The 24,286-nt window shown below is 59.8% G+C and carries 25 protein-coding genes, 1 tRNA gene and 1 pseudogene; 19 read left to right on the top strand and 8 right to left on the bottom strand.

The annotated features are described in order from the left end of the window. Nucleotides 1-66: 66 nt before the first annotated feature. Nucleotides 67-1,290, bottom strand: coding sequence for a phosphate regulon sensor histidine kinase PhoR (gene phoR, locus AB8B31_RS00945; protein WP_065275827.1), 1,224 nt, complete (start codon nt 1,288-1,290; stop codon nt 67-69). A gap of 242 nt (nt 1,291-1,532) precedes the next feature. Between phoR and ppk2 the strand changes: the two genes are divergently transcribed. After that, complete coding sequence (gene ppk2, locus AB8B31_RS00940) at nt 1,533-2,414, top strand: polyphosphate kinase 2 (RefSeq protein WP_065275883.1); 882 nt, start codon at nt 1,533-1,535, stop codon at nt 2,412-2,414. A 111-nt stretch (nt 2,415-2,525) separates the two neighbouring features. Here ppk2 and AB8B31_RS00935 read toward each other — a convergent pair whose 3' ends face one another. Beyond that, a complete protein-coding gene (locus tag AB8B31_RS00935) occupies nt 2,526-3,713 on the bottom strand; it encodes a regulator (RefSeq protein WP_065275828.1) in 1,188 nt (395 codons plus the stop codon). 288 nt (nt 3,714-4,001) lie between these two features. On the opposite strand from AB8B31_RS00935, the gene AB8B31_RS00930 reads away from it, so the two are divergent. From AB8B31_RS00930 to AB8B31_RS00920, 3 genes are all read left to right on the top strand, one after another. Continuing rightward, nucleotides 4,002-4,961, top strand: coding sequence for an NAD(P)H-dependent flavin oxidoreductase (locus AB8B31_RS00930; RefSeq protein WP_065275829.1), 960 nt, complete (start codon nt 4,002-4,004; stop codon nt 4,959-4,961). Between the two features lie 110 nt (nt 4,962-5,071). Further along, nucleotides 5,072-5,147 (top strand) — tRNA-Thr (locus AB8B31_RS00925). Nucleotides 5,148-5,369: 222 nt separating this feature from the next. Beyond that, a complete protein-coding gene (locus AB8B31_RS00920; protein WP_065275830.1) occupies nt 5,370-6,068 on the top strand; it encodes a hypothetical protein in 699 nt (232 codons plus the stop codon). Nucleotides 6,069-6,124: 56 nt separating this feature from the next. Here AB8B31_RS00920 and AB8B31_RS00915 read toward each other — a convergent pair whose 3' ends face one another. Continuing rightward, nucleotides 6,125-6,457 (bottom strand): hypothetical protein, encoded by a 333-nt coding sequence (locus AB8B31_RS00915; RefSeq protein ID WP_130768798.1) that lies wholly within the window; start codon nt 6,455-6,457, stop codon nt 6,125-6,127. 334 nt (nt 6,458-6,791) lie between these two features. Between AB8B31_RS00915 and ccoN the strand changes: the two genes are divergently transcribed. The 13 genes and pseudogenes from ccoN (at nt 6,792) to AB8B31_RS00850 (ending at nt 17,294) form a co-directional block, all read left to right on the top strand. Continuing rightward, nucleotides 6,792-8,435: a cytochrome-c oxidase, cbb3-type subunit I gene (gene ccoN, locus AB8B31_RS00910; RefSeq protein ID WP_113542683.1), complete on the top strand. Its 1,644-nt coding sequence runs from the start codon at nt 6,792-6,794 to the stop codon at nt 8,433-8,435. A 3-nt stretch (nt 8,436-8,438) separates the two neighbouring features. Next, nucleotides 8,439-9,191, top strand: coding sequence for a cytochrome-c oxidase, cbb3-type subunit II (gene ccoO, locus AB8B31_RS00905; RefSeq protein ID WP_065275832.1), 753 nt, complete (start codon nt 8,439-8,441; stop codon nt 9,189-9,191). An 18-nt stretch (nt 9,192-9,209) separates the two neighbouring features. Beyond that, nucleotides 9,210-9,380, top strand: a complete 171-nt coding sequence (locus AB8B31_RS00900; RefSeq protein WP_003546168.1) for a CcoQ/FixQ family Cbb3-type cytochrome c oxidase assembly chaperone — start codon at nt 9,210-9,212, stop codon at nt 9,378-9,380. Next, entirely contained in the window at nt 9,371-10,249 is an 879-nt protein-coding gene (gene ccoP, locus AB8B31_RS00895; protein ID WP_018244635.1) for a cytochrome-c oxidase, cbb3-type subunit III, read from the top strand. Before AB8B31_RS00900 ends, ccoP begins: the two co-directional genes overlap by 10 nt. Continuing rightward, complete coding sequence (locus AB8B31_RS00890) at nt 10,246-10,440, top strand: hypothetical protein (RefSeq protein ID WP_028731576.1); 195 nt, start codon at nt 10,246-10,248, stop codon at nt 10,438-10,440. The genes ccoP and AB8B31_RS00890 overlap by 4 nt, the downstream gene beginning before the upstream one ends. Then, on the top strand, nt 10,441-11,265 hold the full coding sequence (locus AB8B31_RS00885) for a DUF2189 domain-containing protein (RefSeq protein WP_050565082.1): 825 nt from the start codon (nt 10,441-10,443) through the stop codon (nt 11,263-11,265). A 13-nt stretch (nt 11,266-11,278) separates the two neighbouring features. Beyond that, nucleotides 11,279-13,546: a heavy metal translocating P-type ATPase gene (locus tag AB8B31_RS00880; protein WP_065275834.1), complete on the top strand. Its 2,268-nt coding sequence runs from the start codon at nt 11,279-11,281 to the stop codon at nt 13,544-13,546. Continuing rightward, a complete protein-coding gene (gene ccoS, locus AB8B31_RS00875; RefSeq protein WP_018447663.1) occupies nt 13,547-13,705 on the top strand; it encodes a cbb3-type cytochrome oxidase assembly protein CcoS in 159 nt (52 codons plus the stop codon). A 34-nt stretch (nt 13,706-13,739) separates the two neighbouring features. Beyond that, nucleotides 13,740-14,051, top strand: a complete 312-nt coding sequence (locus AB8B31_RS00870; RefSeq protein WP_065275835.1) for a hypothetical protein — start codon at nt 13,740-13,742, stop codon at nt 14,049-14,051. A 21-nt stretch (nt 14,052-14,072) separates the two neighbouring features. Continuing rightward, a pseudogene (locus AB8B31_RS00865) lies at nt 14,073-14,425 on the top strand (hypothetical protein). A gap of 258 nt (nt 14,426-14,683) precedes the next feature. After that, the gene (locus AB8B31_RS00860; protein ID WP_439007339.1) at nt 14,684-16,174 is read left to right on the top strand and encodes an MFS transporter; all 1,491 of its coding nucleotides are present in this window, start codon (nt 14,684-14,686) and stop codon (nt 16,172-16,174) included. A 40-nt stretch (nt 16,175-16,214) separates the two neighbouring features. Further along, nucleotides 16,215-16,655: a hypothetical protein gene (locus AB8B31_RS00855; RefSeq protein WP_028731581.1), complete on the top strand. Its 441-nt coding sequence runs from the start codon at nt 16,215-16,217 to the stop codon at nt 16,653-16,655. Nucleotides 16,656-16,718: 63 nt separating this feature from the next. Then, nucleotides 16,719-17,294, top strand: coding sequence for an AAA family ATPase (locus tag AB8B31_RS00850; protein WP_065275837.1), 576 nt, complete (start codon nt 16,719-16,721; stop codon nt 17,292-17,294). A 98-nt stretch (nt 17,295-17,392) separates the two neighbouring features. On the opposite strand, the gene AB8B31_RS00845 is transcribed toward AB8B31_RS00850, so the two are convergent. Beyond that, on the bottom strand, nt 17,393-18,238 hold the full coding sequence (locus tag AB8B31_RS00845) for a class I SAM-dependent methyltransferase (RefSeq protein ID WP_065275838.1): 846 nt from the start codon (nt 18,236-18,238) through the stop codon (nt 17,393-17,395). Nucleotides 18,239-18,515: 277 nt separating this feature from the next. Between AB8B31_RS00845 and AB8B31_RS00840 the strand changes: the two genes are divergently transcribed. Next, nucleotides 18,516-18,767 (top strand): hypothetical protein, encoded by a 252-nt coding sequence (locus AB8B31_RS00840; protein WP_018244624.1) that lies wholly within the window; start codon nt 18,516-18,518, stop codon nt 18,765-18,767. A 141-nt stretch (nt 18,768-18,908) separates the two neighbouring features. Here the strand turns inward: AB8B31_RS00840 and AB8B31_RS00835 are convergent, their stop codons facing one another. After that, nucleotides 18,909-19,286, bottom strand: coding sequence for a nuclear transport factor 2 family protein (locus AB8B31_RS00835; protein WP_113542684.1), 378 nt, complete (start codon nt 19,284-19,286; stop codon nt 18,909-18,911). Between the two features lie 126 nt (nt 19,287-19,412). On the opposite strand from AB8B31_RS00835, the gene AB8B31_RS00830 reads away from it, so the two are divergent. Next, nucleotides 19,413-19,871: a MarR family winged helix-turn-helix transcriptional regulator gene (locus AB8B31_RS00830; protein ID WP_065275841.1), complete on the top strand. Its 459-nt coding sequence runs from the start codon at nt 19,413-19,415 to the stop codon at nt 19,869-19,871. Between the two features lie 26 nt (nt 19,872-19,897). Here AB8B31_RS00830 and AB8B31_RS00825 read toward each other — a convergent pair whose 3' ends face one another. From AB8B31_RS00825 to AB8B31_RS00815, 3 genes are all read right to left on the bottom strand, one after another. Continuing rightward, nucleotides 19,898-21,895 (bottom strand): ABC transporter ATP-binding protein/permease, encoded by a 1,998-nt coding sequence (locus AB8B31_RS00825; RefSeq protein WP_065275842.1) that lies wholly within the window; start codon nt 21,893-21,895, stop codon nt 19,898-19,900. 118 nt (nt 21,896-22,013) lie between these two features. Further along, on the bottom strand, nt 22,014-23,138 hold the full coding sequence (locus AB8B31_RS00820) for an MFS transporter (protein WP_065275843.1): 1,125 nt from the start codon (nt 23,136-23,138) through the stop codon (nt 22,014-22,016). Between the two features lie 229 nt (nt 23,139-23,367). Beyond that, the gene (locus AB8B31_RS00815) at nt 23,368-24,267 is read right to left on the bottom strand and encodes a GntR family transcriptional regulator (RefSeq protein WP_047617108.1); all 900 of its coding nucleotides are present in this window, start codon (nt 24,265-24,267) and stop codon (nt 23,368-23,370) included. Nucleotides 24,268-24,286: the final 19 nt, after the last annotated feature.

The raw sequence follows: 24,286 nt of genomic DNA, 5'->3' as shown, positions 1-24,286 counted from the left end.
GTTCCGTGTGATTTGCCCCTCACCCTAACCCTCTCCCCGTAAGAACGGGGAGAGGGGACGCATACGTCAAAAGCGGACCGTAAAGTCCGTACCCTTGCCGACTTCCGACTTGACGATCAGCCGCGCCCGGTGGCGGGTGAGGATGTGCTTGACGATGGCAAGGCCGAGGCCGGTGCCTTTCTTCGAGCGGCTATCCTCGATGCTGACGCGATAGAAGCGCTCGGTCAGGCGCGGCACATGCTCGGCCGGAATGCCCGGGCCCCTGTCGACGATGCTGACCTCGACCGGCTGGCCGGTGCCGTTCTTCAGCCAGACATCGACGACCTCGCCCTCCTGGCCGTATTTGCAGGCATTTTCCATCAGGTTTTCGAACACCTGGACAAGCTCGTCGCGGTCTCCCAGCACCTCGACCTTGCCGTCGGGCAGATGCAGGTTGATGTCGACGCCGACATCCTTTGCCAGCGGCACCAGCGAATCCCTGACATGGCCGAGCAACGGCACCAGGTCGATCTTCTCATCCGGCGCGATGTGCGATTTCAGCTCCAGGCGGGAGAGCGACAAAAGGTCGTCGACCAGCCTGCTCATGCGCGTCGCCTGATCGAGCATGATGTTGAGGAAACGCGCCTGCGCCTTCAGATCGTTCTTCGCCGGCCCCTGGATGGTCTCGATGAAGCCGCGCAGCGAGGCAAGCGGCGTGCGCAGCTCATGGCTGGCATTGGCGACGAAATCCGAGCGCATGCGGTCGATGCGGCGGACCTCTGAAATATCGCGGAAGGAGAGGATGAAATAGCGCTCATGCGGGCCGTCATCGGCCGCGAATTCAATGGGCGCGCTGCGCACGATATAGACGCGCTCGGAGGGCAGCCGCTCGGAATGCTCGATCTGGTTCGGCGCGTTGGTGGCGATGGTTTCGCGCACCATGTCGAGCACGCCCGGCGAGCGCAGGCGGGCCGATATATGGGCGCCGAGCGCCACCTCGCCGAAGGCCTTTTCGGCAGCGCGGTTCTGGAAGAGCACCGAGGCATCGTCCGACAGCAGCATGACAGGAAAATCGAGGCCGGAGAGCGTGGCGGAAACCTCCGGCAGGCGGCTTGGCGGCGCCTCCGGCTTGATCTCCACCGGCGGGGCGGGTTCGGCCTCGATGACGGGCGCCTCGTTGAAAAGCGCGGCGAGGATCATCACAAGCAGCAGGACAAGCACCACCCACTTGTTCATGCCGGCGGCAAGCGCGGCGAGCGCGCTGAGGATCGCCGCAAGCAACACCGGCCGCTCGCGCCTTATGCGCGCCAACAGGCTTTTTCTCCATGGAGTGTCGTCTGGCAAGTGCCCTCGCGGCGTCGATTCGTTTTTCTTTATATTGAACTCTGCCTGATAGCGGCAATTCATGACAGAAGTTTTCGGCTGGCCGTCTGAGATGGGAAAGGCCGCAGCCGAAGCTTAAGAAAAATGACCGGCCGGCCGCGAAAGATTTGATTTTCAACGGTAACTATGTTCGCCTGCACGAGAGAAACGATCAGGCCGAGGAGGAGCATATGGACGAGGACGTCGAAAACAGGGCCGTGGAGCTGGAGATCCGCGGAAAGAAACGCACCTTTGATGTCGACGATCCCATTCTGCCGGACTGGGTGGACGAGCACGCGCTGGAATCCGGCGATTTTCCCTACAAGAAGAAGCTCAAGGAAGAGGACTATCTGGGGGAGCTGGAAAAGCTGCAGATCGAACTCGTCAAGGTGCAGTTCTGGCTGCAGGCGACCGGCAAGCGGGTGATGGCGCTGTTTGAAGGGCGGGACGCTGCCGGCAAGGGCGGCGCGATCTCCGCCTCCTCCGCGCATATGAACCCTCGCCTTGCGCGCGTCGTGGCGCTGACCAAGCCGACCGAGCGCGAGCAGGGGCAATGGTATTTCCAGCGTTATGTCGCGCAGTTTCCGACGGCCGGCGAATTCGTTCTGTTCGACCGCTCCTGGTACAACCGCGCCGGCGTCGAGCCGGTCATGGGTTTCTGCACGCCGCAGCAATATGAGGATTTCCTCAAGCAGACGCCGCAGCTCGAAAAGATCATCGCCCATGAGGGCATCTTCTTCTTCAAATTCTATCTCGATATCGGCCGCGAGATGCAGCTGAAGCGCTTCCACGACCGCCGGCACGATCCGCTGAAAGTCTGGAAACTGTCGTCGATGGACATCGCGGCGCTGACGAAATGGAGCGATTACAGCGACAAGCGCAACCGGATGCTGAAGGAAACCCATACGGATTTTGCGCCGTGGACGGTGATCCGCGCCAATGACAAGCGGCGGGCGCGCCTCGAACTCATCCGCCACATGCTGAACAAGATGGATTATGACGGCAAGGACAAAAAGGCGCTGGGCACGGTCGACGCAGAGATCATCGGCTCAGGGCCAGGCTTCCTGAAATAGCACTTTCTGAAATAAGGCCACCGATTGCATCGGGACGGGGTCACCAGCTCCGCTGGGACGGGGGTCACCGGCTCCGCCGGGACTGAGCCACCGGCTCCGCCGGGGCTGAGATCATTGCCCCGGCAGGATGCGGATGGCGAAGAGATTGATGCCGCGCGCCTTGCCGTCGAGATCGCTGTTGATCGTCAGCGTGCCCGGCGAATTCGGCGCCAGCGAGCGGTCGAACTTCACCTGCAGCAGCGCATCCGATTTTTCCCGGGTGACGGTGAAGCGATGGCGGGCGCAATTGCCGAGCGTCTGGAAATTGCATTCGACGGTGATCTGGGTCGGCTCGTCGGTGGTGGACTGCAGCGTCAGCGCGATCGTCGAGGATTTGCCGGCCAGTTGCTGCAGCACCGAGGGCGGAACGCTGATCGAGATATTGCCATCGGCCGTACCGCTCTCGGAAATCAGCCGGATGGCCGGACCGTCATTCTCGGCGATCTTTTCGGTGCGCGCCCGCGGGCCGCTCTGGATCTTGTCGGCGTCCTCAGGCTTGAACAGCGGGATCCAATCGGCCGAGAAACTGTTCTGCGGATCGATGGTTACCGGCTGATCGGTGTGGGAGGCGGCATTGCCGGCGCTGTCGTCATCGCCGGTGAAATCCTCCGGCTGGGTGCTTGCCGGCGGGTTGGCAACGCTGGTGTCGCGCTCGGCCGCCGTCATCAGCAGGCCAGATGTATGCGCCCACCAGGCGCCGATGCCGATGAAGGCCAGCAGCACGCACCAGACGAGCAGTCTCGAAAAGAATTTTCGCGGCTTGCGGCGGCCTGCCGCCCGCTCCGGACGGAAATCCATATTGGTGGCGCGCTGACCGCGGGTAAGGCGTTCCTCGCCGACGGGGGCGGCTGCCAGATGATCGGCACTCCCGGCATGCACGTCGTCGAGGCTGGACTCGTCGCCGCGGCTTGGGGCCACGTCGGGCGCACGGGTCTCGCCTGAGACCATGGGACCGTCAAACTGATCGATTTCGGCTTGGTGAACCGGCGGCGCCGGCATTTCCACCACGGGCGGCACGGGCACTTCAGGCGGCCTCTGGCGTGGGTGAAGGCGGTCGCGCTCTTCGCCTTCGATGGCGTGGATGGTGCTTTCCAGGCGATGGCGGTGATGGGCGACGACCTCGGTGTCGGTGATATCCTGCTTGCGCAGGCCGGCTTCCAGCGCCTGGCGGGCGGACTGATAGATCCTCGCTCGAACCTCCGGATTATCGCGATCGGAATTCTCGAGCGCAGTTCTGATGGCCGTTTCTAATCCGCTCACATTCAGTCCTTCACCTTGAATTCGGCATCGGACTGCAATCCCCGCCGTTCTCCATCAAAATTCGGTAGCGTCAAGTGCGGCAAACCGCAAGCCTTGCGAGGGCGGGCCGCCGTTGATCGGCGGGGATAATCGGCAGGTTTCACCGCTTGCGGGCCTTATTCTATTAGCTTTCTCGGACGTATATATTCGGGCTGAAATCGACGAAGGCATGGCAGCCACTCTTTTATCGCCTTTTCATCTCTGTTATGAGATTGACGTTTTCGTAAACGTCAATAGAAGCGACGAACCATGGCCCTGCCCCCGATCCTCAAGGACAGATTGAGACTGCCGGTCATCGGCTCGCCGCTGTTCATCATCTCGCATCCGACGCTGACGCTGGCGCAATGCAAGGCCGGCATCGTCGGGGCGTTTCCGGCGCTGAACGCCCGGCCGGAAAGCCAACTCGACGAATGGCTGGCGGAGATTACCGAGGAGCTTGCCCGCCACGACGCCGCCCATCCCGAGCGGCCGGCCGCTCCCTTTGCCGTCAATCAGATCGTGCATATGTCGAACAAGCGGCTGGAGCACGACCTCTCACTCTGCGTCAAATACAAGGTGCCGATCGTCATCTCCTCGCTCGGCGCCGTGCCCGAAGTGAACGCCGCCGTGCATTCCTATGGCGGCATCGTGCTGCACGACATTATCAACAACCGCCACGCCCATTCGGCCATCCGCAAGGGGGCTGACGGGCTGATTGCGGTCGCCGCCGGCGCCGGCGGCCATGCCGGCACGCTTTCGCCGTTCGCGCTCGTCCAGGAAATCCGCGAATGGTTCGACGGGCCGCTGCTGCTGGCCGGCGCGATCGCCACCGGCGGCGCCATCCTTGCCGCAGAGGCGATGGGCGCCGACATGGCCTATATCGGCTCGCCCTTCATCGCCACCGAGGAAGCCCGCGCCGCGGACGCCTACAAGCAGGCGATCGTCGCAGGCGCTGCTGGCGACATCGTCTATTCCAACTATTTCACCGGCGTGCACGGCAACTACCTCAAGCCCTCGATCGTGGCTGCCGGCATGGACCCGGACAACCTGCCGCTTGCCGATGTCTCGAAGATGGATTTCGAGCAGGCCGTCGGCGGCGCCAAGGCCTGGAAGGACATATGGGGCAGCGGCCAGGGCATCAGCGCCGTCAAGACTGTCGAGCCGGTGGCCAAACTCGTCGACCGGCTGGAGGACGAATACAGGGCGGCACGCGCCCGGCTGGCGCTCTGAGGCGCCCTCCCCTCTTTTTTGCCAAAGCCATGACAGGGCGCTTGAAATCTTCCGACAATGGCTGTATCAGCGCCATGCAAATCGCGGGCCGCATGCTTCGGCCGCGAGGGGCCGCTTTAGCTCAGGTGGTAGAGCACATCATTCGTAATGATGGGGTCGCAGGTTCGAGTCCTGCAAGCGGCACCATTTTTTCTCAACAATTTAGCTCTTATATGAAATTGCGGATTATCCGCCCGACCGGTTCAAGGACCATGCAGGGGATGGCTTTTTGTGAGAGGAATCGAGGCGCTAAAGATAACCACGCCACCTTTCACCTACCCGCCTGTAGGGCGCTGTATCTATTGCGGGTCAGAAACTAAACCACTCGGCAAAGAGCATATCCTTCCCTATGGCTTAGCGGGACACTCCTTGATCTTGCCGAAGGCGAGTTGCGATGATTGCTCGGCTGTCACAGGAAAAACTGAGCAGACCATCCTAAAACAAAGCTTCGGCGCGATCCGCAACACACTTGGACTTCCAACTAGAAATCCGAAGGCTCGGACCCGTGAGCTACCTGTCTTCAAAAGCTATTTCCAGCCCGGCGCGGCGGAGCCTCATAAGTCTACCGAGACAGCGCTTCCATCTGACCAATATCCGCTGCATTTCATCGGCCTTTTGATGGACCAACCTGGCATGATATCGGGCCATCCAAACTGGCAGCCGTTGCCTTGGGAGTTTTATTCGGCAACCAACATAGACGACTTCAGAAGGGTAAACCCGGATCAAGGCGTTGCTCTAAGGATCGGTGCGGTTAATCCCTATGTGTTCGCTCAGTTTCTGGCGAAGATCGGCCATTCCTACGCTGTCGCGACATACGGCCTTGATGCGTTCGAACCACTTTTGCTCGATTTGATCTTCAGCAAAACAGACGGCCGCTTCCGGCCCTGGATCGGTGGCGAAAAGATCGTTCCACCTCAAGAAAAGGATGGGCTGCACCACATTTCCGCTTCGAGAGTGGCACGGGGCGGCTCTGAATTCCTCCTTGTCAAGATGCGCTTTTTCCGGCTGTTTCCCTCGCCGATCTATTACGCCCTGGCCGGTCGACTAAGGACATCTACCACGCGATAACAGTATTGGAAGGCAACGATAACAATCGCCGAAAAGAAACCAATCACCGCGCGAACTTATCCGACGCTAATTTCATGTGGCTCAAAATTATCGTCGATATCGATGAAACTCTCTTCTGAAAACGAGAGCACAAATTTCATACGTCCCGCTGACACTTGAAGTAAGGTTGGTAGCTTTTGCAGTGAGGCAGGGTTACTTGGCGCCGCCACTTTCTCGTATTTCCTTGTACAATCACGTTCAAGCCTATGAACGTCAGGCCAGTCATAAACGAAGAGGCCTTTTTGTGCGATCGCTATAAAATCGTCCGGGCGGGGATATGGGACTAGAAGGTTTGACTCGGAAATAGACGGCAGATCAGCTAGTAAGGCATCTACGTTTTCCAGCGGCAAATCGGCATCCTCCAATGCCGCCGAAGGGATGGTGCCAGATCCGCCCCGTTAGAAATGCCGCAAGGAATCCCTCCCTGTCACTCCCAATCCAAACGCAATCCCTACCCGGTCATCAGCCTTGGACAGTGGCAAAGCCCATCCCGCGTCAAATGGTAACGGGAACGTTCGCTCCATGAGCGAATAACACGGTCTTCTGCTTCAGGCACAAATCGGTCCAACGGCGATTGTGATGGACGATCCATGTCTATCTTCGCGTGTGCACGCTCGCAGAACTGATTGCCTTTCAACGCTTTGTGGCGCACCATCATCGACATAGCCGGGGGGATGGGGAACAATGGGACAACTCACGACCGGCGAACGGGGGTTCGCGGCAGCTATACTTATCGCTTTGATGGTTGTCGGTGTCGCGATGGCGGCCGCTGGCCGCTTCGATCCCATCGGCATTCACGGCGCTATCGTCCTTGTGTATTGCGGCGCGTTGTTCTGCTACATCCTGACTTCGGTTTTCGACGAAGAACCGGATGCGTCGCGCTTTTCCAGCTACTATGACGATCCGATCAAGGTCGGCGTGGCCTTCACATTGGCGTGGGCGATCTTTGGCATGTTCATCGGCGTCTGGGCAGCTGCACAGCTTGCCTGGCCGAGCCTGAATTTCGATACGGCGTGGTCGAGTTTCGGCCGTATACGGCCCGCCCATACGACAGGGGTGATCTTCGGCTTCGGCGGAAACGCGTTGATCGCGACATCATTCCATGTCGTTCAGCGAACATCGCGCGCAAGGTTGGCCGATCAACTCTCGCCGTGGTTCGTGATCTTCGGCTTCAACCTTTTCTGTCTGATCGCGGTCAGCGGGTATTTCATGGGCGTTACCCAGTCCAAGGAATACGCGGAAGCGGAATGGTATGCCGACCTCTGGCTCGTGATCGTTTGGATCGCCTATTTCGCGCTCTTCGTACGCACCTTGGCACGGCGCAAGGAACCCCACATCTACGTGGCCAACTGGTATTATCTCGCCTTCATCATCGTGGTGGCGATCCTCCACATCGTCAACAACCTGGCAGTGCCGGTATCGTTCGGACACGCCAAAAGCTACACGGTCTGGTCCGGTGTACAGGATGCGATGGTCCAGTGGTGGTACGGGCACAACGCCGTGGCGTTTTTTCTGACGTCGGGCTTCCTAGGGATGCTCTACTATTATCTGCCGATCCGCGCTGAGCGGCCGATTTTTTCCTATCGATTGTCCATTCTCAGCTTCTGGGGGATCACCTTCTTCTACATGTGGGCGGGGTCCCACCATCTCCATTACACCGCGCTGCCTATCTGGGTGCAAAACCTTGGAATGACGTTCTCGGTCATGCTGCTCGTTCCGTCGTGGGCGTCGGCCGGGAACGCGTTGCTCACGTTGAACGGGGCTTGGCATCGCGTGCGTGACGACGCCACTCTTCGCTTCATCATGATGGCGGCCTTCTTCTATGGGCTGTCGACATTCGAAGGGTCTTTCATGGCAATCAGACCCGTCAACTCACTGTCTCATTATACCGATTGGACGGTCGGCCACGTTCATGCCGGTGCGCTGGGCTGGGTTGCCATGATAACGTTCGGCGCGTTCTACACACTCGTTCCATCGATCTGGAAACGCGAAAGGATGTATTCTGCAGCCCTGGTCGAAGTCCACTTCTGGTTGGCGCTCGCAGGCACGCTCATCTACGTTTTCGCCATGTGGAATTCCGGCATTATCCAAGGCTTGATGTGGCGCACTTATTCCGCCGACAACACCCTGGTCTATTCATTCGTCGACAGTCTGCTGGCGATGTATCCTTACTACATCGCACGCGCTTTCGGAGGGCTGCTTTTCCTCCTTGGGGCGATCGTGGCGAGCTTCAATATCTGGATGACCGTCCGAACGGCTCCCGCCGCGGGAGCAGTTCACGATGCGCCCCTGACTTCGGGCATTCTCGAAAACGCACCGGCGGAGTGAGAGATGGGCGAACGTCTGCACGGAAGACTGGAACGGACGGCCGTCGGGTTTATGCTGGCTATCGTTGTAGCGGGAAGCGTCGGCGGGCTTGTCGAGATCGCCCCGCTGTTCACGATCCACGAGACGGTCGAGGACGCCCCCGACATGAGAGTGTACACACCCCTCGAGGCGGCGGGCCGGAACATCTATGTTCGCGAAGGCTGTTACGCCTGCCACAGCCAGATGATCAGAACGCTGCGGGACGAGGTCGAGCGGTACGGTCCTTATTCCCTTGCGGTCGAATCCAAGTACGACCATCCCATGTTGTGGGGATCAAAGCGCACGGGTCCCGATCTGGCGCGCATCGGCGGGAAGTATTCCGATCTCTGGCACGTGGCCCATTTGATCAACCCTCGCGAGGTCGTCCCGGAATCCAATATGCCGTCCTATCAATGGCTGGCAACAACCCCGCTCGATCTGGGCGATCTGCGTGACCAACTGGCGGCCCTGAGAAGCGTGGGAGTGCCTTATACGGATGACATGGTCGCAAACGCGTCTGCCGATGCCTTCGGCCAAGCCAATCCAGATAGCGAACAGTCCTCAGGCGTGACGGAACGCTATGGGCAAGACACGCAGGTCTCTGCGTTTGACGGCGTAAAAACCAGCGTGACGGAAATGGACGCCATGGTCGCCTATCTGCAGGTGCTTGGCCGGCTCACAAAGGCTGCCTACCAGAACACTGCGGCACCGGAGCAGGTGCCGAACCCCAACAATTGATTCCTCAGGGGATTTGAAATGGATCTTACCCACGAAACCATGTTGGAACTGTCCAAGGTTTGGGGCCTGTTCTATCTCATTTTGTTTTCGATCGGGGTGATCATCTACACCTTCTGGCCTTCCAACAAGGCGCGTTTCGATCGGGCGGAAACGGACATATTCGATAAGGACGACACCCCATGGCGATAGAGGAAGTCGATCCCGTAACAGGCCGGAAGACGACGGGACACATCTGGAACGGCATCAAGGAGCTCGATACTCCTGTACCGCGCGGGGTTCTGCTCTTCCTGATCATCACCCACCTGTTCGCCGCTCTCTGGTGGATACTGTATCCGACCTGGCCGCTTGGAAGCACATATACGAGGGGCCTGATCGGCACGAGTCAAAAACAGGCGGTAGAGCGAAAGATCATAGAAGCCGATGCTTCGCGCGCGCCCTGGATCGAGAAGATCGAGACCAGTTCCTTTGATGAAATCCGTGCAGACGAAAAGCTGATGGAGAAGGTGGCCTCCAGCGGCCACCAGTTGTTCGGAGACAACTGCGCCGCCTGTCATGGAAGGGACGGCAAGGGCGGACGAGACTTCCCCGATCTTACCGATGACGACTGGCTTTGGGGTGGAGGACCAGAAAAAATCGTCCAGACCATGACGGTGGGCGTCAATACGACGCACTCGCAAAGCCGCGTGTCGCAGATGCCTGCGTTCGGAACAGACGAAATGCTCAACCGAAAACAGGTGAGCGACGTCGCCGCCTATGTCTATTCGTTGAGCAATACGTCCACCGAATCCGTAGACGCCAGCCAGATCGCTGCTGGCCGCCAAGTGTTCATGGCTAGCTGTGTGGCATGCCACGGCGAAGATGCCAAAGGCAAACAGGATGTCGGTGCGCCGAACCTGACCGACGGCCGCTGGATTTACGGCGGGGGTATCGAACGGATCGTCCAGTCGATCCATGGCGGACGGCAGGGACATATGCCTACCTGGGACGAACGCCTAAGTCCAGCTGAGATAAAGATACTCGCGCTTTATGTGAACAAGCTGGGTGGGGGTCAGCCGTGACGCCCGAAGCGAAGAGCCCCCTACCACGCGTTTTCAAGTGGCTGCTGATCGGACTGACCGGCGCGATCTTTGTCGGCGCTAACGCCCATTTTGTTTACATGGCGATCACCACTCAGCCCGCCTGCATCGAGCATATCAAGGAAAAAGGCCAGCAACCCAACCAATTCAGGGCCGCCGCTTCAGCTTGCTGAATGCGCGAGGAGGATCAGATGCCGCAGGACGACACTTCCGGCCGATATCGGAGCGAGGTATCAGGGATACAGGAGACGATGAATCCCAAGTGGCAGCGGCATCTGCCCCTCGGCGCTCCTCTCGGTTGGCTTGGCCAAGGCTGGCAGGACTTGATCCGGCAACCCTGGCCAAGTCTGGCCTACGGGTTCGTGGTGTTCTTACTTGCGTTGGCGGCCACCGTGATGCTGTTTCGGCTCGAGCGCGACTATCTTCTCTTTCCTGCATTGGCGGGCATATTGATCGTCGCCCCGCTCTTTGCCGCAGGGCTCTATGTCAAGAGCAGGAGTTTGGCGAACGGCGAGCGCATCTCGCTTCGTCAGATGTTATTCGTCCGGCCGAGAGCTGGAGGGCAGGTGTTCTTCACGGGGATGCTGCTGTGCATGGTGATGCTGCTCTGGATGAGGGCAGCGGTCATTATCTACGCGCTCTTTTTCGGCGTTAATCCGTTCCCCGGCCTTGGTGGCGTAGCAAGGCTATTGGTCACCACCCCCTCGGGCTGGGGCATGCTGATCGTCGGCTTGTGTGTCGGCGCATTGTTCGCTGGATTCGCTTTTGCAATCGGGGTGTTCTCAATTCCGATGCTTCTGGATGAGCGCATAGACGCCTTCACAGCGATGGGCGTCAGCGTTGTCATGGTCTGGAACAACATGGGACCGTCAATGGTCTGGGGTGCGATCGTGCTCGCCCTCTTCCTCGCCAGCCTGCTGACGGGACTTGTCGGACTAATCGTCGTTTTTCCTTTGCTCGGCCACGCCACATGGCATGCCTACAAGGCAATGAGGTAGCGAGGAACGGACAATGACCTGCTGCGCGTCAATTGCGTCGTCGCTCCCCGAGCCTGGACCAAGAAGGCCGGGCGTGGACGAGGTTGCGTTGGCAAGCAAGGATTTGGGCAGTGGTCTCAGGCAGATCACCCTGTCCGTCCCGGACATGCGATGTGGCGCATGCATGGCGCTTTTGGAATCGACGCTTGGCAAGCACCCCGAAGTTCACATGGCGCGCGCCAATCTGACGGCGAAGCGTGTGACCATCCATTGGCACGCGGAAAATGGTTCGCCGCCCGATTTTGCCGCCCTGATCGGAACGATCGGTTACACGGCCGTCTTGCCGATGGAAGGCCGCGATCAATCGGACGGTGAGATATCAGGGCTGTTGCGCGCGCTGGCAGTGGCCGGCTTTTGCTCAATGAACATCATGGTGCTGTCCGTATCGGTCTGGGCGGGCGCAGACCCGGCAACACGTCAGACGCTCCACCTGATGTCGGCCGCGCTCGCACTACCGGCGGTGATCTACTCCGGGGCGACATTCTACCGGTCGGCGTGGCGGGCGCTCGTGCACGGTCGGGCAAACATGGATGTGCCGGTCAGCATCGGCGTCCTGCTCTCGTTCGGTCTCAGCGTATACGACACGTTAGCCGAAGGACGGCAAGCTTACTTCGAGGCCAGTACCTCATTGATCTTCATTTTGCTCGTCGGACGCACGCTGGACCATCTGATGCGACGGCGGGCGCGATCGGCGGCGGCGTCTCTGGCCGACATGATGCCGAAAGGCGCTAATGTGATCCGCGCAGATGGACGGATCGAATATGTTCCACTGAGCGACATCGTTTCCGGCACCCGCACTCTGATTGCAGCCGGCGATAGAATTCCAGCTGACGGGACGATTCTCGCCGGCCAGTCGGAACTTGACCGTTCATTGCTGACGGGAGAGAGCCGTTGGGAGGCGGTTGGGCCAGGCGGACAGGTTCGCGCGGGAGATTTGAACGTCGGCCATCCCCTGACTGTCGAAGCCACCGCCGCACCAGGAGATTCGACACTCGCCGAGCTGCATAGGATGCTGGAAGCCGTCGAGGACGGCCGGTCTCAATACCAGATACTCGCCGACAGGGCCGCGCGTCTCTATGCACCGGTTATCCACGGACTGGCGGTGCTGACATTCCTTTCGTGGTTTGCGGTGACAAAGGACATCCACCTCTCCCTGACGATTTCGATCTCGGTCTTGATCATTGCCTGCCCTTGTGCGCTGGGGTTGGCGGTTCCGATGGTTCAGGTCGTTGCAGCACGCAGATTGTTCACCCAGGGCATCGTGGCGCGGGACGGATCGGCATTGGAACGTTTGGCGGAAATCGACACCGTCGTTTTCGACAAGACCGGTACGCTGACGCAATACGAGCCGACGCTGTTGACCGGGAACTGGACCGGACCACTGGAATTTTCACTGGCTGTGTCACTGTCGCGGTTTTCGAGCCATCCGATGTCGAGAGCGATCGCGGATTACGCCTCACGGCGTGAGTGGGAGGCTCTCGCGCTCGATGACGTCAGGGAGATACAAGGCAACGGTCTCGAGGCGTCTTTCCGAGGGGAAGTTTATCGACTTGGGCGAGCGGCATGGGCGGCGAGCGGCGATGCAGACGACCGGACTGCCGCAGCTTCTACTATCGTCCTGACGCGACAGGGAGAAATCCTCGCCTCTTTCGTTTTTGGAGAGAAGGTTCGAGCCGGGTCGGCGATGGCGGTGCAGTTCTTGAAGAGCCGCGGCATCGCTGTCGGAATGCTGACGGGCGATGTCCCCGAAGCGGCTCTTGCAGTGGCACGGGAAGTCGGAATCGACTCCGTAAAAGCAGCCGCCCTCCCCAAGGACAAGGCCGAGGCGATCGATGCGTTGCGTGGTCTCGGACGCAAGGTGATGATGATTGGTGACGGAATAAACGACGCGGTCGCGCTGAAGACCGCGCATGTTTCCATGGTTCCGGCGTCAGGAAGCGACATCGGTCGCAGCGCCGCCGATTTCATCCTGCTCAATGGAGACATGGACGGGATAAAGGTCGCGCTGACGACGGCGGGTCGTGCGGCCGTGCTGATCCGCCAAAATTTCGCTTTGGCTATCGTCTACAATGCGTGCAGCATTCCTCTCGCGCTGTTGGGTTATGCCAATCCGCTCATCGCCGCGATAGCGATGTCGACGTCGTCGATATTGGTCGTCGCGAATGCGATGAGGCTTGAGATTGACGGAACGCCGCCAGAGCGGGAAATGCGGCGGATAAAAAAGTTGGCGGGAGTGGGATAAATGAGCGCATTGTCGTTTCTGATACCCATAGCTCTGTTCATGGGCATCGCGGGGCTTGGCGCCTTCCTTTGGTCCCTGCGCACCGGTCAGTACGAAGATCTGGATGGCGCAGCAGAAAGGATATTGTCCGAAAAGGACGACAAGCCTCTCAGCGGCTGAAGGATCGATTGTAAATGCTTTGAAGGAGGGTCGAATGGAAGACACGGATAGCCAGTCTCCGCCGGTTGAACATGATACCGCCCAAGTGTCACGCATCCCTACCATTGATCCATCGGAGGCTGTGACGGGGGTTGCCATTGTCTTGGGCATCCTTGGCGGAGCAATCGGCGTCGTTTCCACCTTGTTCCAGGCCGATGCATCCAGTGTTGGCTCCTGGATCGTCTACTGCCTCATTGCAGCGTTGGCGGGCGGCTCTGCAGGGATCGTCGTTGGCGGAATGTTTGGAGCGATTTTCGCGGTAACCAGGGGAATAATGGTACCCGTCCGCAGTGATCGTCAGGGCTGAAGAGGCCAGGCCGGCCCGGCGCTGGCGCAGACGGCCGGGGGCGCGGATGCCAATGGGCGGCTTTCGGTGGCGCCGATCATTGGCGGGCCGGAGAGTTCGGGCGCTGGGTCTGTCGGCGGCGGTGCAGCGGGCACCGGGTCTGTCGGCGGCGGTGCAGCGGGCACCGGGTCTGTCGGCACAGGCTCGGCGGGAACCGGTTCTGTCGGAACCGATCCCGGCACCACCGGCAGCACGACCGTCAATGGCGGCGTCGATCTCAACAGCGGCCGCAGCACCATCACCCCGGCGGCGTCAATCCCAACCTGCAGCAGACGCCGGGTTGCACCGGGGGAAGCGCGGACAGCGGCTCGCTCAGTCAGGTATGCCCACAATAGGGGTGAGGCGATTGTTCGCCTTCCCTCCTGATAGAACGAAGGCCCGGGCGGAATGGCGCCGGGCCTTCGTTTTCGACCCACCTTCCCTCACGTGACGCGAAAACAAATGCCATCATGAGAAACCGGGCGCGGCCTGCTTTACCGGCCGGGCTTGAGGACGTAAAAGAGCGGTATCACTCCGCAAGCGGCGCATCGCCCCACACCAAAGCCAGCCTGCCGATATTTCCGGCATCTGCGGAGCACCCGAAGAGGATCGTCATGTCGAATGCAGCGCAACGCTCGAACCGCGTGCTTATCGTCGCCACCATCATGCTCGCGACCTTCATGGTGGCGATCGAGGCGACGATCGTGGCGACCGCGATGCCGCGCATCGTCGGGCAGCTCGGCGGCTTTTCCTATTACAGCTGGGTGTTTTCGGCCTTCCTGCTGGCGCAGTCGACGACCACTGTTATCTACGGCAAGCTTTCCGACATCTTTGGGCGCAAGCCGGTGCTGATCGGCGGCATCCTGATCTTCCTCGTCGGCTCTTTGCTCTGCGGGCTTGCCTGGTCGATGATGTCGCTGGTGCTGTTCCGGCTTCTGCAGGGGCTGGGTGCCGGCGCCATCCAGCCGGTGACGATGACTGTTATCGGTGATCTCTTCAAGCTCGAGGAACGCGGCCGCGTGCAGGGCGCGATGGCGACCGTCTGGGCGACCTCGGCCGTTGTCGGGCCGCTTGCCGGCGGCATCATCGTCGACAACATTTCCTGGGCCTGGATCTTCTGGATCAACCTGCCGATCGGCGTCATCTCGATCATCGCCTTCATGATCTTCCTGAAGGAGGACGTGGCGCCCAAGCAGGCAAAGATTGATTACCTCGGCTCGGTGCTGTTTTCGATCTCGATCGTGGCACTGCTCGTCATGTTGACGGAAACCGATGCCAGCGCCTGGATCCTGCTTTCGCTTTTTGCCGTCTTCGTGGTCGCGGGCATCCTCTTCCTCGCCCAGGAGAAGCGGGCGCCGGAGCCGATCATTTCGATTCCGCTCTGGAGCCGAAGGCTGATCGCAACCAGCAATGCGGCGACGCTGCTTGCCGGCATGGCGCTGATCGGGCTTTCGACAATCCTGCCGATCTATGTGCAGGGCGTTCTCGGCCGTTCGCCTGTTGTTGCCGGCTTCACGCTCACTATGCTCGTCGTCGGCTGGCCTTTGGCGGTGATGCTCTCCAGCCGCTTCTACAAGGCCTTCGGCATCCGCCGCACGCTGCGCGTCGGCAGCCTGATGTTTCCCTTCGGCGCCTGTTTCCTGTTGTTCCTGACCCCTGACAGTTCGCCGGTCGTTGCCGGCGCCGGCTCCTTCTTCATGGGCTTCGGCATGGGTCTCATCAGCCTCACCAGCATCGTGCTGGTGCAGGACAGCGTCGAATGGTCGATGCGCGGCAGCGCCACCGCCTCGATCATCTTTGCCCGCAGCCTCGGCAATACGCTCGGCGCCACCGTGCTCGGCGCCATCCTCAATGCCGGTATCAACCACTATGCGAGCGGCGAAGCGGCGGCCGGGCTGCATGAGGCGCTGAACCAGCCGACCGGGCTCTCGACGCTCGCCGCCGATCCGGCAATCCGCGGCGTCTTCAATGCGGCGTTGCACTGGAGCTTCTGGGGCGTGGTCGTCGTCGCGGTGCTGACCTTCTTCACCACCTGGCTGATCCCGGTAGGGCGTGGTCAGAAGCGTGAGGGGCCGGCCGTCGCAAGCGAGGCGGCTTCGCATTAGGCGGCTCAGCCGTTCGGCGCGACTTAGGTAATAGGCTCTGATGGGTTACGATCTTCACATTACCCGTAAGGCAAATTGGTTCGATGCCTCTCCATCGATCGCTCTCGACGAATGGCTCGAGTACGTTGCCAGTGATCCCGAAATTCAGCATGACGGTTTTGCCGAAACTCCCGCCGCCGACGGGGGTGTTTTACGGGTGGAACAGGCGGGCATATGCGTGTGGAAAGGATACTCCCGCGGCGAAAATCGAGAAAACGCCGCATGGCTTTGGTGGAGCGGAGACAACATCGTTGTCAAAAATCCTGATCAAGAAATCCGTCGGAAAATGTGGCTTATCGCCCAATCTCTCGAAGCCAAAGTCCAGGGGGAAGAGGGAGAATATTATGACCATGATGGCGAGATGATCGTGATGAAAGCCATACTCGCGCCCGAGCCTTCGATGCCTCCCGATCCAAAGCGTCCATGGTGGAAATTCTGGTAGATTCCAGACAATGTTCTGCACTGCGTTGTTGCCGGTGGATTGTATTGGGAGAGTTGTCGGACGATGGGTGTTTTCGTTTTGCTCTTGGGGTTTCCGGGCGTCGGGAAGCTGACAATCGCCAAAGAACTCGGCTCGCTTCTATCAGCAAAGATCATTGATAATCACTGGTTCAACAACCCGATCTTGCGTCTCCTCGACGAGGATCCGACCGCTTCGTTGCCTAAGGGTGTCTGGGAGTACACCGGCAGGGTCCGGCAGGCCGTCCTGGATGCAATCGCCACCTATAGCGGCCCGTCGGCGAATTTCATCTTCACCCATGCCGGTGTCGAAGGCGATGAGCGGAGCACGCGGACGTACCAACAGTTCGTTGACGCCGCCAGACAGCGCGCCGCCGTCTTCGTTCCGGTGAGATTGCTTTGTGCCGAAGAAGAATTGGCGCGTCGCGTTTCGTCCCCCGCACGGCGCGACTATTTGAAAACGACCGACGTCGAGACTTCAAGAAACCGAAGCCAACAGGCCGTGGTTCTTGATATCCCGCACCAGCACGCGCTGACCCTAGATGTGACGTTCACGTCGCCTTTGGAAAGTGCTGCGGCAATACGGGATCATGTTGTGACCTGCCTGCCGAACGGGAGCTGATTGTGCGATTGCATGCAACGAAAGAGGATATTCCGAAGTGTGGTGTCGTCATCGACGCCACGCTCCCGCTCGCCGTCGTTGTCGACGAGATTTTGAGGCTATCGCGTGCCTGTGATCACAGTTGCTGTTGAGAGAAGGTGAACCTTGCCGTCGCTGACGGATTGTAGCGCGAGCTCCAGGACCTCGCGACGGATCTTCTCCCGTGTTGCCGCGTCGGCCCTGGATAGTCCGGCGACAACAGGCGCGGCGATCTCGGTCATGAAGTCCCAGTAGCTCGCCGGGGCATCGTGCACCATCATCGCCGACACTTCTTCCACGGCGATGTCGAGAAGGCCCGCCTCTCTGAAGGTCTCGACCATCATGCCTTCCCCCGCGCAGCGGAACAGGCCCGGAGAACCGGGTGGCGGCGGGGGCATGTCCACGTGGCGGGCGATCGTGCCCATGATCGTGGTCGCCCATGGATTTTTGGCAGGCGCGCTCCAGACTGCGGCACAGACCCGCGCCCCGGGCTTTGCGACGCGCGCCATCTCCCTGGCGGCGGCAGCGATATCCGGGAAGAACATAAACCCGAACCGGCATAGGACGGCGTCGAAACTGGCATCGGCAAAAGGCAACGCTCCCGCATCGCATAGGCGAGTTTCGAAGTTTTTGAGGCCACGTCTGGCCGCATTTTCGGCGGCAGCAGTCAGCATATTTTCCGAGAGATCGGTGACGACAACCTGACCGTCGGGGATTGCCGCCGCCGCCGTCAGGCCGGGTTCGCCAGTGCCGGCGGCTATGTCAAGCACGCTCAAGCCGTTGGAGAGATTGGCGCGCCGAAGCATGGCGTCGCCAAACGGGGCGAGCCAACCGAGAACCAAGCTGTCCCATTTCTTCCAGCCGGCGGAAAATTTGTCCCACGTCTCACGTTGCTGGTTACGGATATCGTCGAGATTTGCTGACATGCACCGGCTCCCCCATCCGTTCAACCGGCAAAGCCGGGAACGTCGGCACTATGCGCCGCTGATGTCGGGATTCAATGGAAATAAGCGCCATCGGGCCAATCGCCAGGCGCGACCAAACCCGTTGGGACGGAGTGATTGAATTGACCAAGACTATTGGAGCTTTTATACAATAGCTTTTGCGAAACTCCGGACTAGCCAAAAATAATCCTTTTAAATCAATGGGCTTATCCTGGATGGTGCCAAATCAAGAATACGGAACCAGCGGATTGCTGATGCGATGCAGCCCGGCTGCATGCATCAGCCATGGAGAAACAAAATTATAAAGATCATGGTCTTACTGCACAGCGCCGATGGCATGGCTTGGCAGTCTCCCCCTAAAGGCACCAGCCTGAAGACATTGAGCGAAGCCGAAGAGCAAGGTTTCATCTTGATCCGCGGGGAATTCCAGAAACGGCAATTTCGTCTGACAGAGCTGGGCTCCGACTATGTCGAGCGCGACAAGCGGCGTCTGGAAGCTCGCAGGCTCTGAACCGATACCGCCGGCTAAGCGCTAACTGAACGCACAAGCCAAGCGGCCCGACGGGCGAAAGGCGGGTCTGACAATGGCGCTTCGCAACAGGAGCGGTCATCCCCCCGCATAGGGAGTACCAGCTTACAGAGCATGCTGGGCTTACAGGGCATCCTGGATATCGAAGCGAACGATCTTATCGCCTTCCACGCGGAAAATATGCGTCACCGTCTTGTCCTTCAGGCCATGGGCCTGCCCAGCCAGCGGCCGGCCATCGAGGTCAAAGACCGACTGGATCACCTCGACAGCGACGGCGCCATCTTGCGTTTCCTCAAATGCGACCGGCTCGACGTGTGGACTGATCATAGCCCACTGACGTCTCCAATAGTCGCGCACAGCGTCACGACCATAGATGTGGCCGCCGTCCATGCCATTGGCCCAGGCGACATCATCGGAAAGGATGGCAAGGACAGCGTCGATGTCTCTGGCGTTGAAGCTGGCATAGATGCGCTTGATCATTTCGATGTCATTGTCGGACATTTCGTTTCCTCAGTGGAGATTGAAACTTTCGCTGGGCGGCATCGAAACGGCATTGCCTCCTGCCGCGCGCCACGATACATACGTACATATATATCTCGCGATCAAGCGCAGGCAAGAGGTGAGCGAATGAATGAAGACGTGCTTTCTACGCCTGGCCATCTCATCAGTCTTGCGGCGCGGGGGTTTGCCCGCCTCAGCGAGTCACGGCTTAAACCGCTCGGCTTCGGTGTCGGCCAGTTGCCTGTCCTCGTCGCGCTGCAAAATGGCAAGGCAAGCACACAGCGCGACCTCGCCCGCTTTGCCAGGGTCGAGCAACCGCCGATGGCGCAAATGCTCGCACGCATGGAGAGGGATGGCTTGATTGAGCGGACACGCGACCCGGCTGATGGTCGCAGCAGCCGCATCGTGCTGACAAGAACCGCACAGGAACGCATGCCGGAGGCAATTACGACCCTATTCCAAGGGAATCGTGAGGCATTGACCGGGTTCACGGGTGCGGAAGCGGGACAACTGGTCGATCTGCTCAAGCGGCTGATCGAAAATCTGGATCAGATTGCGAACGCAGAGGCTTCGTCAGGCGATTGATGGTTCTATGGCCAAACGGACAATTTCTATTCTGGGACTGCGCTGTCTTTATTCGAGGTCGTGCTGTTTTTCGGCAGGGAGGGGTTCTTCAAAACGCGTGACAGCAAGTTCCGTTTTCTCTTGCGTGGGACAAGATCGATATCGCTGACAAGTTTTGCGCCGCCCTCGCGCCGCTCCAGCGTGATCTTGCGGCTATGGAAGGCTTCGAGCTCAGCCCGATGCGCGACGCTGACGATAGTGACTTCAGGCAATTCATCGATCACCATTTGCATCATCTTATCCTGGCTCTTCTCATCGAGTGCTGAGGTTGCTTCATCCAGTACGATGATATCGGGATGGTGGAGCAGCAGACGCGCAAAAGCGAGCCGCTGCTTTTCACCGCCGGACAATGTCTGGTCCCAGGGCGCGTCTTCCTCGATCTTGTCGTTCAGATAATCGAGCCCCACCTTGTCGAGCGCCGCCTTGATCTCATCCGGCGTCCAGCTATCGGCGGCACCGGGATAGGCGACGGCACGGCGAAGCGTCCCGGACGGGATATAGGGCCGTTGCGGCAGCATGAACAATCGTCTGTCGGCGTGGAAATTGACGCTGCCCTCACCCCACGGCCAAAGACCTGCGATGGCGCGCACCAGCGTGCTCTTGCCCGAACCGGATTCGCCGGCGACGAGCACCCGCTCGCCTGGTTCGATCACGACCTGGGTTTCCTTGACCACCGCGGTGCCATCGTCAAGCGACACGGAGAGATCGTTCAGGCTGAGCATCGCATCGCCTTCCGTTTCACCCCGCTTGATGCGTCCGAGCGCGTTGCTCTGTTCGGCGCGCTCGAGCCCGTCGAGCGACATCATCAGCGAAGCGATACGCCGGGCACAGGCGTTCCAATCTGCGAGACGGGGATAGTTGTCGACCAGCCATCCGAACGCGCTCTGAACGATGGCGAAGGCAGAGGCAGCCTGCATGACCTGCCCAAGCGTCATGCTGCCTTCGAGAAATTTTGGAGCGCACAGCAGAACCGGGACGACCGGCGCAAACAGGCTCGACCCCTGCGACACAAGGGCTGTGCGCATGTGCTGGCGTGCAAGGAGCGCCCATTGCCTGAGCACGTTGGCAAAGGTCTTGCCGAGGTCGTTCCGCTCCTCCTCCTCGCCGCCGAGCAAGGCGATGCTCTCGCCGTTTTCCCGCACATGCGTCAGCGTGTAGCGAAATTCGGCTTCCGCTTGGTTTTTCGCCTCGGAGACGCGGACGAAATGGCGGCCGATGACCGTCATCGAACTGGAGGTGATCGCGGCGTAGAGGACCGCAGTGACGACGAGAAAGCCGGGAATGGTGACGGTCCAACCGGCGATCGTCAGAGTCAGAGCCCCGCCAATCGTCCAGAGCACCAGGATGAAGGTCGAGGCCGACAGAAAGGCGGCAATGACGCCAGAGATGAAATCGACAGGCGCTTCGGTGGCAATCCGTAAATCCTCCGCGATGCGCGCTTCGGGGTTCTTGTGGTCGCCGCCGATGAGGTTCAACTGATAGTAACGACCGCTTGCGAGCCAGCGCGCGATGACTGCGGTCGTCAGCCAGGATCGCCAGCGGCGCTGGATCATCATGCGAAGGGCGACTTGTGTGGTGACAAGGGCTGCAGTTCCGAGCGCCAGTGGCAGGAATACGACGCTCAGGAAATACACGGTGCGGGCATTATGTTGCTCCAGGGCGTCAAAAATCGCGCGGTTCCAGAGATTGATTCCGTACTGGAAGCCGACATTCATGCCGATCAGGGTCAATAACCCGATGGTGCACGGCCAGGCGAGCTTATCACCGCCACGACCCCAGTAGCGGCGCGCGCTGATCCAGAAACGCTTCAGCAAATACCGCTTGCGCGCCTGCTCGGCCTCTTCAGGCGTCAGCTCCGGATCGGGTTCGATGGCATCTGGCGGCGGCATGACCTCGACAGTCGATGCCGTCTCCTGGGGCGAGTTCCCGGCACCGTGCGGTTCGGTGCCGTCGACCGATTTCGGTTTGAGTTTAGCGTCGGCCATAAGCGCGATAACGGCTTACACATCGAAATGTTTCATGATGCCGGTGGCGAACATCGCATCAGAGGGCTTGTCGAGAAAATCAGGCAATCACCGGAAGACCGCGACCGTGCTGTCGCTATTACGCCGCGTCTGAGCCCATGCCATAGCTTTCGTTTGCCGCGTTCTGGATCATTCCGATCGCGACCGGCGGCAAGATGAAGCTCCAGATCCCGAGCCAGGCAATCGAAATCAAACTTCCATGGCCTCTGTCGCGTGCGCGATCATTGAGGAGATCACCAAGGGTCATGACAAGAACCGGCAATCCGAGCGGCACGAGGATGGCGATCAGCATGCCGGCAAGCGGCGTCAGCAGGCGCTGCGACCGTGCGGCGCCCGCCAGTTCCCCATGGATGCGATAAACCCAATAGGCCAGATAGGTAAAGGCGGCCACAGCAATGCCGAAGACCAGAAGTGCTAAAAGCAGCGTGACGGGGGAAGAGGTGACGTCGGCATCATTCGCTTGAAACAGATGGACGCCGAACGCCATCAGAACAATCAGGATCGGCGGCGTGAACAGGATGACAGCGATCAGGAGAGGGGATCGCCGGCGCGGCGCAAGCGGCTTGTGTCGCGGACGCGGAGCTTCATCGAAGGCCAGGTTTCCGGCCGGCACCAGCAATATGACAGCAAGAAGCAGGCAGGCCAGGAAAGCCGAAACGACAGGCACGGCGCCTAGATCGAGGCCGTATAACCACGACGCGCCGATCGGAGCAAAGGCTGAGATCAGGATCGTCGTCGACAAGAGAGTGAGGGCGCAGCCGAAGTCGATTTTGCCCGGTCGCCCGCCCACCAGGAATATCGCAATCGCGAGAGGGAAAACGGCCCGAACCGTGCCGAACACCACACCAAACAGAAACAGAAACGCCGGCGATCCCCACAATGCAGGCGCCGGCAGAAAACTGATGGCGACAATGGCACAGACGAGAATGGGCGAAATCAAAGCCGACCGGCCATGGCGGCTCGCGACGATAAACGCCAGGAAGGCGCCGGCAACCCAGCCAAGAGTGGAGCCGAAGTAGAAGATCCCGATCATCTGAGCGCTGCTGCCCGTCATTTGCGAGATCAAGGGAAGGACCGTGCTGAAACCTTGTCCGCCGATTGCCAAAAGAAGCGAGGAAAAAAACAGAGCCCAATAGCGATAGGTGCTCAGGAAATCAGCCAGCGTCCATTCGATGTTGCTGGAGGGCGCAGAGGTGTTTTCCATCGGTGAAACTTGCTCTCCATTCATGATCATCGCGCATCGCAAACGGTGGATGCGTCGACCATGCGCATCGAGGAGGTTATTTCAATAGCTTTGACGCGGCATCCGGACCAGCCCAGAAGTTTTGCCGACATATCGTGACGGATTTATAAATGTCCCCGTCGCGCCGAAACGTGCCAGGGCTGGCATCCGCTCCGTAAGACAACGCTTTCCTGGCGTTGCCCCCGCCACCTCAAGCGGATTCGGTGGCGATCTGCGGCAGGGATTGCAGGAGGGTCTGGCGGGCGGAGTGCAGATGCGCGCGGCAGGCAGTTTCGATTGCCGCCTGGTCGCGGGATTCGAGGGCTGCGATATAATCCAGATGTTCGTGGATGGCGCGCTCGTTGCGCTGGCGGGCGGCGGTCTTGTTCCACTGGTAGTGATAGTGGAAGACGATGGCGATCGCGTCGTAGAAATCGGCGATGAAGCGGTTCTTCGAGGCGCGGTGGATCAGCAAATGGAAGCGCTCGTCGAGGACGGAGAAATCCTTGAAGCGCTGGTTGATGTCAGCAAGCATGGCGTGATGTTCCTCGCGGATGGCGGCAAGATCGGCCCAGCTCTGATTATCCCTGGAAAGCCGGCCGAATTCGGCGGCGGAATGCAGCTCGAACATCTCGCGCACATCGGCAAGCTCAAGCGCGAATTCGCGGGTGAACCCTTTGAGCGTCCAGTGGCTGTTCGGGCGTTTCTCGATGAGGCCGAAGCGGGAGAAACGGATCAGGAATTCGCGTACGCTGGTCGTGCCGGTGCCGATCTCGCGGGCAAGCTCCAATTCGTTGATCTGCATGCCGGGTGCTGCATCATCGGCAAGGATGCGCTGCATGAAGCTGCGCTCGATAATATCGTGCAGGGAATCGGTTTCTTCGGAGGGAAAGAGGTCACGGTCTGTGGGTTGGCGCAGCACGATCTTCTGGCGTTTGTTCCAGCGGATGATGCCTTCTTCGCTCAGCCGCGTCAGGATGGCGCGCGCCGTCGAACGGCTGACGCCGAGCTGGGCGGCGATCTCCGGTTCCGAGGGCAGCGCCGTATCCGTACGCAGGGCTGCGGCATACCTGTTGTACGCTTCCTTGAAGACCGTATTCTGCCTTGCCACCAGACCCCGCTTTCCGCCC

This window comes from Rhizobium sp. 62_C5_N11_2 (assembly GCF_051811185.1).
Lineage (GTDB): Bacteria > Pseudomonadota > Alphaproteobacteria > Rhizobiales > Rhizobiaceae > Rhizobium > Rhizobium leguminosarum.
This window is presented reverse-complemented; position numbering and strand designations above follow the sequence as displayed.